11 protein-coding genes are annotated in these 11,417 nt (G+C 33.9%); 6 read left to right on the top strand and 5 right to left on the bottom strand.

Going from position 1 to position 11,417, the window contains the following annotated elements; all coding sequences use genetic code 11:
• Positions 1-142: 142 nt before the first annotated feature.
• From Megvenef_RS03970 to Megvenef_RS03950, 5 genes are all read right to left on the bottom strand, one after another.
• Positions 143-796: an HdaA/DnaA family protein gene (locus tag Megvenef_RS03970; RefSeq protein WP_322776696.1), complete on the bottom strand. Its 654-nt coding sequence runs from the start codon at positions 794-796 to the stop codon at positions 143-145.
• Positions 797-885: 89 nt separating this feature from the next.
• Positions 886-1,497 (bottom strand): NUDIX hydrolase, encoded by a 612-nt coding sequence (locus Megvenef_RS03965; protein ID WP_322776695.1) that lies wholly within the window; start codon positions 1,495-1,497, stop codon positions 886-888.
• Between the two features lie 86 nt (positions 1,498-1,583).
• Positions 1,584-2,627, bottom strand: coding sequence for an AI-2E family transporter (locus tag Megvenef_RS03960; protein WP_322776694.1), 1,044 nt, complete (start codon positions 2,625-2,627; stop codon positions 1,584-1,586).
• Between the two features lie 229 nt (positions 2,628-2,856).
• On the bottom strand, positions 2,857-3,096 hold the full coding sequence (locus Megvenef_RS03955; protein WP_322776693.1) for a DUF3035 domain-containing protein: 240 nt from the start codon (positions 3,094-3,096) through the stop codon (positions 2,857-2,859).
• 119 nt (positions 3,097-3,215) lie between these two features.
• Positions 3,216-3,788 carry a YqgE/AlgH family protein gene (locus Megvenef_RS03950; RefSeq protein WP_410519757.1) on the bottom strand — a complete coding sequence of 191 codons (573 nt, stop codon included), beginning with the start codon at positions 3,786-3,788 and terminating at the stop codon, positions 3,216-3,218.
• 71 nt (positions 3,789-3,859) lie between these two features.
• Between Megvenef_RS03950 and Megvenef_RS03945 the strand changes: the two genes are divergently transcribed.
• From Megvenef_RS03945 to Megvenef_RS03920, 6 genes are all read left to right on the top strand, one after another.
• Positions 3,860-5,509, top strand: a complete 1,650-nt coding sequence (locus Megvenef_RS03945) for a protein-disulfide reductase DsbD family protein (protein ID WP_322776692.1) — start codon at positions 3,860-3,862, stop codon at positions 5,507-5,509.
• Between the two features lie 55 nt (positions 5,510-5,564).
• Complete coding sequence (gene dusB / locus Megvenef_RS03940) at positions 5,565-6,545, top strand: tRNA dihydrouridine synthase DusB (RefSeq protein WP_322776691.1); 981 nt, start codon at positions 5,565-5,567, stop codon at positions 6,543-6,545.
• A gap of 21 nt (positions 6,546-6,566) precedes the next feature.
• Entirely contained in the window at positions 6,567-6,815 is a 249-nt protein-coding gene (locus Megvenef_RS03935; RefSeq protein ID WP_322776690.1) for a helix-turn-helix domain-containing protein, read from the top strand.
• Between the two features lie 105 nt (positions 6,816-6,920).
• A complete protein-coding gene (locus Megvenef_RS03930) occupies positions 6,921-8,738 on the top strand; it encodes a sensor histidine kinase NtrY-like (RefSeq protein WP_322776689.1) in 1,818 nt (605 codons plus the stop codon).
• A gap of 256 nt (positions 8,739-8,994) precedes the next feature.
• Positions 8,995-10,449, top strand: coding sequence for a nitrogen assimilation response regulator NtrX (gene ntrX / locus Megvenef_RS03925; protein WP_322776688.1), 1,455 nt, complete (start codon positions 8,995-8,997; stop codon positions 10,447-10,449).
• Between the two features lie 16 nt (positions 10,450-10,465).
• A partial coding sequence (locus Megvenef_RS03920) for a pentapeptide repeat-containing protein (protein WP_322776687.1) occupies positions 10,466-11,417 on the top strand: 952 nt, incomplete at its 3' end.

Genomic DNA, 11,417 nt, shown 5'->3' with positions numbered 1-11,417 from the left:
AAAAAATGAATGTGCGGTGATTTATTTTTGAAATTCTTGAAATTATATCAAAAATTTAGAGTTTTGACGGAGAGACTAGATAAACTGAATTTACTATAACGCCAGCCTAGCAAAGTTACCTACAAATAAGGTGATCAAACTTTTAAATTAGAGCTAGCTTAACTAGGGGTACTGTGATTTTGCGTTTATGCTCTATCGCATAGTCATTGATTTTTTGTACAGCGATGATTATTTCTGGAAATTCACGTGGTAATATATTTATTAAATAGCTGATTACTTCTTTATTAACAACTACCGAAAAGTTAGAAAAAAGCTTGAATATTAACATAGAAACTAGGTTATCATCTGGAAAATCAATGTCTAAAATATTCGTTGCATTAATTCTAGACGCTAAATCTGGTAAAGTAAGTTTTGGAACTTGGGTAGTAGTGATCAGTAAATACTTGTTACTTTCATGAATTGAATTAAATTGATGAAGAACTTTCTCTTCGTTCCAGCTGTTGTCAAATCCATCTATTACAAAAGTTTTGTGATGAGACAAAAGAGCTTCTGTTAGCTGATGAGCTTTCTTAAGAAATAATGCCCCAGAGTTTAACGACCATTTTTTAGCCAAATAAGTTTTTCCAGAAGATTTTGGTCCTCTCAAAATAAGCGTTTTTGCATATGGTTCCACTCCCCACGTTTCAGGTGGCCAACTAGTCAACGTCTTAAAAGCTAGATGATTTGAGGATGATTCAATAAACTCACTTGGATCGTAGCGATCATTACTATCAAAAGAGAAAGTGATTTGGTGCATAGTTCCTCTGAATTATATGCATTGTTTCTTGTCAATACGACTTATCTGGGAAGATAGACTATATAAATAACTACAATTATAATTATTTTTTAATCAAACTCTACCATAAGATCTTGGTTATGAAAATGCTTGAAACATATTTCTATTTGTTTCTTAGTTACTCTTTCCTCAGATAATGCCGGAAGCTCGGTTACCTTGAAAAAATTGACATTTAAAATTTCATTTTTATCAAATGCCAATTGACCTGGTTTTATAAGGCCACATAAGAAAAAGAGTTTATAAACATGGGGCCATTGGCCAGTTGGGTTGTGTTTTCTTTTGTCAAAAATCCCAACAAGTTTAATAACGTTTGTTTGAAAACCAGCTTCCTCGTATATTTCTTTTATAATATTTTCAGCAGGTGATAAGTTTACATCTGCCCATCCACCTGGCAACGACCATAAATTATCTGCTTTTTCTTGAACTAATAAAACTTTATCCTCTTTGAAAACTGCTCCTCTTACATCTATTTTAGGTGTAGCGTAACCCTTATCTGCTGTAAAGAGTTCTAATATTTGTTCATATTTATGATCTGATTTTAACGCTAATAGTTTTGCAGATATTTCTAAAATCCTCTTGTATCTTGCTATGTCAAATACATCTTTGCAATAAGCAAGCCCAGATTGTGCTATAGCTTGTAACTCTGTTATTTCATTAATCATATCCCTAAATTCTCTTATATATTTAAGACATAGGCTTAATAACTCTTGCCAAGTACTTTTGAAATACTAAAAAGCAATATAGCCTTTTAGCCCTTATACATATTACTGGATTTATAGTATTCAATTATATTCGATAGGCAAACTTTTACTATTCCAGCTATAGGTATAGCAAACAAAACTCCTACAAATCCAAATAGGTTAGCTGTAGCAAAGGCAGAAAAAATAATCCATACAGGATGTAATCCAATACGATTACCAATAATTTTGGGAGTCAGGATATAGCTTTCTACTGTGTAGCCTATAACAAATAGAATAATAACGTAAATGAGTTCTGAACCAGCTCCAAAAGAAAAATAGCAACTAATTGTTACGATTACGAAAGAGAATAGAACGCCAATAAAAGGAATAATAATCAAAAAGCCAGAAAAAATACCAAGGAGCAATGCCAGGTCAAGGCCAATAATGCTCAGGCCAGTCACGTAGTACAAAGTCAATAGTATGCAAATATTGAGTTGCCCTCTAATATAGGCAGACAGTAACTCGTTGATTGAATTAAAAATTTCTCTAACCTTACTTTTACTTCTTACTGGTAAAAGAGACTCTATATTCCCCACTATTTGAGGCCAATCTCTTAAAAAATAATATAAAATAATGGGTATTAAAGCGACAACAGTAAAGAAGCTTATTGTAGCAACTGTATATTGCCAGATATGGTTAGCGAAGGATGCAAATAAGGTCAAGGTTCCGTTAACAAAATTCTGAGCTGAATCAGAAATTTTGTTGGCAAGGTCAGGATCAACATTATGAAGTTTTGCAGACCAAGCCGATATCGCACTATCAAAGTTAGTTTTGTACATAGGGATTTTGCTGATAAAGGCGGAAATTTGGTGGTAAATTATCGGTGCAATTAAAACCATAATGGTAATGAAGCTGCTTAAAAACAAACCAAAAACGCCAAGCGTTACTACATCCCTAGGTAATGAAAACTTTCGGCAATTTGTATCTATGGCTGGTTGTAAAAGATATGCAAAAATAAAAGCTATTAAAAATGGTGCTAGTGTGTTTGATACGAGATAAATGATACCACCTATAGTTAGGAATATTATTGCCCATGCAAGTACTTTATTCATATTAAGATTCTTTAAAGTTTAGTTTGAATCATATCAGTCGTGCTGACTAAAAACCTTGCCATGCCAAATAACATTAATGGTACGTGATTGGACTCAAGAATATAAAAGTCCATCCTGAACTTAGTTTTGGGATCTTCTTTTTGCCGCCTTAGATCCGGAAACAAGTTCAGGATGACTTTTGGCAGTATACGAAGAGCCCTGCCGTGACATTTCTCATAGCCTCAGTTTTTTACTCAATCTCTTTTAGTAGCGCCTCTTCGCTTTTAGAAAGCTTCTTTTTTTTCGCGGGCACATCCTTTTTTCCTATAAAATCTTGAGCTCTGTAGTGAGGTGGCACTTCAAGCGATTTGTTACGGTGTACTTGATATTCATCTGGCATAGTCTCAGTCAACCCAAGTGTCGTTTTTGTTTTTTTGCTGCAGCCAGTAGATAAAAATAATACTGCTATAATCAACAGAATTTTTTTCATAATTTCTCCTAATTTCCTTTGTAATTAACGAACGGATAATTGGCTATCCGACGCTTTAAATAGGTATAACTCTATTTCTGTTTTGCGGCAACTATTTTTGCTAGTATTTGGAAACGTTTTTAACAGGTTGCAACAAATGGTATAAAATCATTGCTTGATACACCAACTATGTTCAAAGCTTTTGTCCATTTATCAGAATCGTTTTCAGAGAATATCAGTTCTTTATCTGGGTCAGCTATTATCCAGAGGTTGTGCTCCAATTCAAAATCTAATTGTCCTGATCCCCATCCTGTATAGCCTACAATAAATAGACTGTTTTTTGGTCCAATGCCTGTTGCTATATCTTGTAAAATCTGCACGTTCGAACTAACTGCCAACTCCCCTTGGTTTGGATTGAATAATAAATTTTTATCATATTCACTTGAGTGCAAGAAGAATCCTCGTTCTACCTCTACAGGTCCACCAATATGAATGTTGAGCTCGAGATTATCAAAATTAAAATTAGCATCAACCTTATTGAATAAATTATTTGCCAATGCACTTCTAACTGGGCGATTAAAAATCAGTCCTATGGAACCTTCATTTGCATGTTTAACAACATATATTAACGATTTATGAAATACATTGCCTTCCATAGCAAATGGGCTCGCTATGAGAATTTTACCAGTTAAATCTGAAAAATTTTGGTCCATAATTAAAATATTTACGTTAATCGCTGTTATTCTATATAGTTATAACAGTTTAGCATTTCAAGACTATGGTTATGGCTATAAGACAAGTTTACATCTTTTTCATTCTTATAATTTCTATATTATCAGAGGCCTATGCATCTAGCCAACAGTTTGTAATAAAAGTAGATGATTTTGGTGAAGTGTTTTTAGAAATGAAAATGTTAAAGGGGTATAGTATATATGCAAACGCCGAGGTGTCGAAATTTGGATTACCTATAAAAGTTTCCTTGAATAAATCTTCCAACCTCAACGATTATAAGATAATTTGGCCTGATTCTAAGCAAAAGCATGTCGATGGTGTAGGGGTAGTGCACTACTTTGATGACTTGGTAAATATCCATCTTGAGATAAAGGCAAGAGATATTACAAAACCGGTAAATATAGAAGCTGAATTAGAATATGCTATTTGTGGTGATATGTGTATACCTGTCAAACAAACTATAATAGGTAAGATCAATACAATAGAAAAAGGCTTCGGGCTTGAGAACTATTTGTGGCTTATTATGTTGTCGATATTAGGTGGGGTTATTTTGAATTTTATGCCATGTGTACTGCCAGTGTTATCGATGAAGATTTTTTCCTTTTTAAAAGATGATGGCATTGATAAAAGAATCGCATGCATGCTTACTGTTGCAGGAATATTCTCTAGTTTTTGGATCTTAACGGCAATAGTTATAGGTTTGAAAAATAGTGGTAGCCAATTCGGCCTGGGTATTAATTTTCAGGAGCCAGAATTTATTATAATTTTGAGCATTGTTATGACTATTTTTATTAGCGGTGCTCTAGGGCGCGTTGATTTATCTCTGCCGGATAGTTTGATGAATAAATTAAATGTTAATAAGCTAAATAATCAGTATCTTGAGCATTATTTTAGTGGTATTTTAGCGGCAATCCTTTCTACACCATGCAATGCTCCATTTTTAGGCACAGCTGTTTCCTTAGCATTTGCAGCAAATAATTTTCAAATATTTTTAAATTTTTCTTTTGTAGCCCTTGGTTTTAGTCTGCCATACATCATTATGATTTTTTACCCCCCAATACTAAAAATTATTCCTAAGCCTGGGAAGTGGATGTTTATATTAAAGAAAGTGCTAATATTATTCATGGTCGGAACAGTTTTTTGGCTTCTGTTCGTGCTTTATGGTCAAATAGGCGAAAGGGGTACCATTGGATTATTCTTACTGCTGCTCTTATTAAAGTTTTCGTTAGAAAGTGTAACTGGGATTATGAGGAGTAATAGTTTTAAATTGGCTATTATTTTAATAATCATTTTAGTTAGTATGATATTACCTATGAGAGCAAGTAATGAAGATTTAACAGCAGAGATGCAAGTTGATGATACTTGGCACAAATTTGAACCAGACAAAATCAAATCTTACGTTGAGGCAGGAAAAATAGTATTTGTAGACATTACTGCAGATTGGTGTGTGTCCTGTAAGTACAATAAATTGATGGTACTAAATAGAAATAAGACGATGAAGTTATTCCAAAACCATAATGTGTACGCAATGAGGGGAGACTTTAGTATGCATAATCAAGAAATATACGAGTATTTAGTTGCTAACGGCTCTTATGGAATACCTTTTTATAAATTATATGGCCCTAAAAAACCAGAAGGTGTAGTATTACCAGTTATAATCTCCTACTCAGACATGAATCTTGCTATTAGAGAAGTTTGGTGATTTTTATTAATAATTGTGGTACAGTTCGCCAGTTTTAAGAGTTGCATAGTGTAATATGACGATAAAGATCGATAATATTGAGCTTTCAAGCCCGGTAATTTTGGCTCCAATGTCAGGAGTAACAGATTTGCCGTACAGAAAACTAGTGAAGAAATTCGGGGCTGGTCTTGTGGTATCAGAAATGATTGCAAGCAGGGCTATGATAGTTCGCTCACATCAATCGATGAAAAAATGTGCAATTGACCAAGATGATAATGATGCGACAAAAGCTTGTGTCCAGTTGGCTGGTTGTGAACCGAGTGTCATAGCTGAATCGGCAAAAATTAATGAAGATATGGGAGCAAAGATTATCGACCTAAATTTTGGCTGTCCAGCAAAAAAGGTTGTAGGAGGTTTTTCTGGATCAGCTTTAATGCGTGATGAAAAACTTGCCGCACAAATAGTACAAGAAACGGTTAGAGCGGTAAAAATTCCTGTTACACTCAAAATGAGAATGGGTTGGGATGATGATACAAAAAATGCCCCAACACTTGCAAAAATTGCTGAAGATGCTGGTATTAAAATGATTACGGTACATGGCAGAACAAGGTGTCAATTTTATAAAGGTCGTGCTGATTGGGCATTTATTTCCCAAGTAAAAAAAGCAGTAAAAATTCCTGTAATCGCTAATGGAGACATTGTGGATATTGATAGTGCAATACTTGCGCTGAAAATGTCTGAGGCAGATGGTATTATGATTGGTAGAGGAGCGTACGGCAGGCCTTGGTTAATTTCTCAGGTTGCTCATTTTCTTAAGACTGGAGAAAAATTACCAGACCCGACTTTGGAAGTGCAGTTAAATGTTGTGCTTAATCATTATGATGAAATAATAGAGCATTATGGAGAAGATATAGGAATGAAAATAGCGAGGAAGCATCTGGGGTGGTACAGTAGTGGTTTGCCAAATTCAGGAGAGTTTCGTGCAACTATTAATCAACTAAGCAATGTTGACGAAGTAAAAGATACGGTAAAACAGTTTTATGGACCATTAATTTAACTCAAAAATATATATAGAAAAATGAAAAAAGAGTGTGAATCGCTTTCTAACTCCGTTGAGGTAAGTTTAGACAAGTTTTTCAGGATGCATGCAGGTGATAATCCGGAATCTGGTTTGTATGAAAGAGTGATAAATGAAGTAGAAAGAAGCTTAATAAAAAAAACCCTAGAACATGTGGATGGTATTCAAGTAAAGGCCTCAAAGATTTTGGGAATTAACAGAAATACTTTGCGTAAGAAAATTAAAGAGCTAGGTATTTCAGGATATTAATCTTGGTTCTAGTCCAATCGTGAAAAAGCCAGAATAATCGTTCTTCTAGCTCTCTAAAGTGATTGTAGGCTACGGTGTTTTTATGTATCCAACCAATAATAAAATATGCTAAAAAAAATCCGGAATAGTTTTGTTAATTATCAATTCAAAAACATATTACTCTACGCAGTGATTGTCGTTTGTATTATTACTATAATATCCAGTATAGGTTTTATTGGGATATCTTTTCAAAAAGATTCAGATCCACTTGCAACACTTAGTTTTTTACTTGCTATACTAATTTCAACGCTGATTTTGAGTGTTTTAATAATTAGTAATAGAGTATCTAGTAATTTTACTTTTATAAAAGGTGGAGAGCGTAGAGTTTCAAAACTTCGTAAGAGAATTATTATTGCATTTAGTATTGGATCGGCTCTTCCTACTATTATTGTTGCTGTATTTTCTACGTATTTTTTTAACTTTGGGATAGAAGCTTGGTTTGATAAGAAAATATCAAAAGTCCTTGATCAATCGGTAAGTGTTGGAGAATCTTATATAGACGAACATATCTTGCAACTAAGAGAGACAGCGATTTCTGTTTCGGATGACTTAACGTCCATGTACTATGATTTGATCCATAGTCCAGATTTATTTCTAAAGGTTATTAACGCTCAAGCTGAACTTAGATCTTTTGATGAAGCAATAGTTTTTCAAAGAAATTCCAATACTATTTTAGCTCAAACTTCTCTTAGTTTTTCACTTGCATTTATGACAATTCCAGCTCATTTAATTGATAGAGCAAATAAAGGTGAAGTAGTGCAGGTAGACTCGGATCCATCTAAAATACGTATTTTGATTAAGATTAAAGATTATAATGATACTTATCTATTAATTGGCAGATTGGTAGATACAAAAATCATAGATCATATTGATAAAACTAAAGGGGCCGTAGCTGAATACGAGAAACTCAAAAATCAGATAGTTGCTATGCAAATTAAGTTCTCAATGGTATTTATTTTGCTTAGCGTAGTGCTCTTAGTTGCTTCAATTATTTGGGGCAGAAGGTTTGCCGAACGCATTGTAAGACCAATCAAAGAGCTAGTAATTGCAGCAGAAAAAGTTAAAAACGGTGATTTTTCGGTGCAAGTCCCGATAGAAGGTCTAAAAAAAGATGAGGTAAAAGTACTTTCCTCTGCCTTTAATAGAATGGTAAATCAAATAGATCACCAACAAAAGGACTTGCTAATTGCTCAGAGAGCCTTGGCTTGGTCTGACGTTGCAAGGAGAGTGGCGCATGAAATAAAGAATCCACTGACCCCAATTCAATTGTCTGCAGAAAGGCTACTTAAAAAATTTAAAGACGAGGTCAATGACAAGGAGTCTTTTACAAAATATGCAAATAATATACTCAAACATTCGGACGATATAAGGCAAATAGTATCGGAATTTGTAGAATTTGCCAGGCTGCCTTCTCCTAGCTTTGCTAAATGCGAAATTGTTTCCCTGATTAATGATTTGGTAGAGTCCAGAAAACTAATAAATGATACTATAAATTATACTTTTCGTTCAAATGTCAAAGCGCACGAATTTATTTGTGATATTTCGCAAATAAATAGGGTCATGGTAAATTTGATGCTGAATTCTGAAGAGGCTTTAGAAAAAACAACAACGAAGAAACAAATAAAAGTTATGCTGATTGTTGGTGCTGAATTTGTAAAAATTTGTATAGAAGATAACGGGCCTGGATTTAGCAAAAAGATGCTAAAGTCTGCTAAAGAAGCTTATGTTACAACTAAATCTAATGGGACTGGATTAGGGTTGGCTATTATTGATCGAATAGCTTTAGACCATTTTGGTAGTGTTAGTTTATCTAATAATGAAAATAATGGCGCAATGGTTGAGTTAACAATGAATGCCATAAGTTTAAAAAATAAGTTAAAATAAACACTAATCTTACTTAACTATTAAGGTTTTTGTAAAATAAATAGGGGGTATGTTGCATATTTACTATAAAAGATGTTGCTTTATAATTTGCAAAGCTATAACTTCTAGTTAAGCGCTTCATAATCGTAGATTGACTGGGACAAGACGCATATTGACTTAAGTTCATTGGAATTGGTTATGAGGGTATTAGGAAATCGTTATGCTTTGACAGCATTTGATTTTTTTTATTATTGAGTCTTTTAAAGAGTTAAAAAATATGGCACTAGATATTCTAATTATTGATGATGAAGCTGATATTAGAGATTTAATATCGGATATCTTAAAAGATGATGGTTTTTCAAGCAGGGCAGCAGCAAATAGTGCTCAAGCATTTAAGGCCATATCAGAAAAACTACCTAATGCAATAATTCTTGATATTTGGCTGCAAGATAGTGATTTAGATGGTTTGGGTATTTTAGAAATGGTAAAAAAACAATATCCACTTATGCCAGTTATAGTAATTAGTGGGCATGGCACAATTGAAACCGCAGTAAGCGCTATTAAAATGGGTGCATATGATTATTTAGAGAAGCCATTTACTCATGACAAGCTTATGATAATTTTAAAAAGAGCTTGTGAATCCGCAAAACTAAAAAGAGAAAACATAGATCTAAAATCTAAAGTAATAGATAAAACAGAATTTGTTGGCTCCGCTGCTATTACTACAAGGCTTAGGGCAGAAATAGAAAAGGTTGCTCCAACTTCTGGCAGAGTTATGGTAAATGGCGCAGTTGGAAGCGGTAAGGAGCTTTCTGCAAGGCTGATACATAAGAGATCTAAAAGAGCTAATGGTCCTTTTATAGTCTTTAGTCCGATTGCTATGAATGCTACTAAAATCCAGCAGGAGTTATTTGGTGAATTCGAGAGGCAAGAATCAACAAGTTTATTTGATAAGCGTGTCAGTGTACTTGAGGCGGCAAATAATGGTACTTTATATATTGACGATGTTGGAGATTTGCCTTTAAATGCCCAGAATAAATTGTTAAAATTCTTAAGAGATCAGACTCTTATTAAGGGAACAAAGGCTACAAAACTTGACGTTAGGATTGTGACCTCAACTACGAAAGATTTGCAAGTGGAGATTACTCATGGGAGATTTAGACAGGATTTATATTATAGATTAAATGTCGTCCCTTTGTATGTACCAATGTTAGCTGAAAGAAAGGAAGACATACCTTTATTAGTTAAATATTTTGTTAAGCAACTTTCAAAATTTTCTGGGCTGAAAGAGAGAGAATTTTCTGATGAATCTATTGCTGCGCTTCAAGCATATAACTGGCCAGGAAACGTAAGGCAGCTTCGCAATGTAATAGAGTGGACTTTAATTATGAATCCGCCTAGTTCTTCATCGTCCGACAAAATTAGGTCAGACATGTTGCCACAAGAGGTTATAAATAACAGTGTTAATATTTCAAAACCAGATACTAATCTTGATATGATGTCTATGCCGCTTAGAGAAGCGAGAGAAGTATTTGAAAGACAGTATTTAACCGCGCAGATGAATAGGTTTAATAGTAATATCTCTAAGACTTCAACTTTTGTTGGTATGGAGCGTTCTGCATTGCATAGAAAGTTGAAAACACTTAATATTCATGCTGCCAACGGTAAGCTTAATGGAATTGACAATGAAATGATTGACGATATGGAAGTATTGGAAGAGATTGCAAATTAGTAAGGATTGAAATTAGATGAAAAAATGGACTTTTATTGCAATTTTTTTTGTACTTGGTTGTAGTGATGCAAAAGAAGTTAGTAGTGGTGTGCTTAGTGAAAAGAAGAGCATAGAGATCAAAGAATATATCAATAAACAGCTTGCAGAGCGTAAATCAGTAGATCTTAAAGGGATGTACGGAAAAAATCTACGTGGTCTTAAATTAACAGGAGCCAATCTTGCTGGTAGTGATCTGTCTGGAATAGACCTTTCCGGTGCTGAGCTTGCTAGAGTTGATTTTTCTGGTGCTAACTTTGATGGTATTTTACTCACAGGGGCCACTATTCAAGAAAGTGATTTTTCTGGTGTTAAGTTCAAAAAATTCAATGCTCCAGGAGTAGATTTTCAAGCTTCTATCTTTAATGGTACTACCTTTGAAGATGTAAATTTTTCTAATGCCAATTTTGAAGAAGCTGATTTTACTAGCGCTAAAATTTCTAATTCAAGGTTTGACGAAGCTAATATGGTTAAGGCCATCATGAAAGAAGTAGAGATGGATAATGTAAACTTACAAAAGGCAAATTTGGTAAATGTAAATCTTTCTGGTTCAAAAATTAATAATACAGCTTTTTTTGGTGTTGATATTAGAGGCGCTACATTGTCTAAAGTTTTAGTCAAAGAATGTAGCTTTGAATCATCGGATTTAAGTGGAATAGTTTCTCAAGGTGCCAGTTTTATTAATACAGATTTTAGTCAGAGTATATTAGACGAAGCGAAGTTCACTGAAGATACTAAATTTGATTCGGCTACTTTTGAAAATGCCTCGATGAAAAATGCTACTTTAGAAAAAGTTATGTTTAATAACTCATTGTTTAAAAATATGTCTATGGCCAATACCTCTTTCTCGGAAGTGAAAACTCAAACTAGCTCTAAACACATAGCAATCCCCATACCGCCACCAATGCATAAAGTAGCAAGTGCTTTTTTGG

Source organism: Candidatus Megaera venefica, from assembly GCF_034554655.1.
In the GTDB taxonomy this organism is placed as follows: Bacteria; Pseudomonadota; Alphaproteobacteria; order Rickettsiales; family Rickettsiaceae; genus Megaera_A; species Megaera_A venefica.
The sequence above is the reverse complement of the archived record's forward strand: the minus strand, read 5'-3'. Positions and strand labels throughout refer to the sequence as shown.

Bases quoted from the DNA above. Each gene is read 5' to 3' on its own strand.
- Megvenef_RS03970 (WP_322776696.1), bottom strand. From the start codon at position 796: ATGCACCAAATCACTTTCTCTTTTGATAGTAATGATCGCTACGATCCA.
- Megvenef_RS03965 (WP_322776695.1), bottom strand. From the start codon at position 1,497: ATGATTAATGAAATAACAGAGTTACAAGCTATAGCACAATCTGGGCTT.
- Megvenef_RS03960 (WP_322776694.1), bottom strand. From the start codon at position 2,627: ATGAATAAAGTACTTGCATGGGCAATAATATTCCTAACTATAGGTGGT.
- Megvenef_RS03955 (WP_322776693.1), bottom strand. From the start codon at position 3,096: ATGAAAAAAATTCTGTTGATTATAGCAGTATTATTTTTATCTACTGGC.
- Megvenef_RS03950 (WP_410519757.1), bottom strand. From the start codon at position 3,788: ATGGACCAAAATTTTTCAGATTTAACTGGTAAAATTCTCATAGCGAGC.
- Megvenef_RS03945 (WP_322776692.1), top strand. From the start codon at position 3,860: ATGGCTATAAGACAAGTTTACATCTTTTTCATTCTTATAATTTCTATA.
- dusB (WP_322776691.1), top strand. From the start codon at position 5,565: ATGACGATAAAGATCGATAATATTGAGCTTTCAAGCCCGGTAATTTTG.
- Megvenef_RS03935 (WP_322776690.1), top strand. From the start codon at position 6,567: ATGAAAAAAGAGTGTGAATCGCTTTCTAACTCCGTTGAGGTAAGTTTA.
- Megvenef_RS03930 (WP_322776689.1), top strand. From the start codon at position 6,921: ATGCTAAAAAAAATCCGGAATAGTTTTGTTAATTATCAATTCAAAAAC.
- ntrX (WP_322776688.1), top strand. From the start codon at position 8,995: ATGGCACTAGATATTCTAATTATTGATGATGAAGCTGATATTAGAGAT.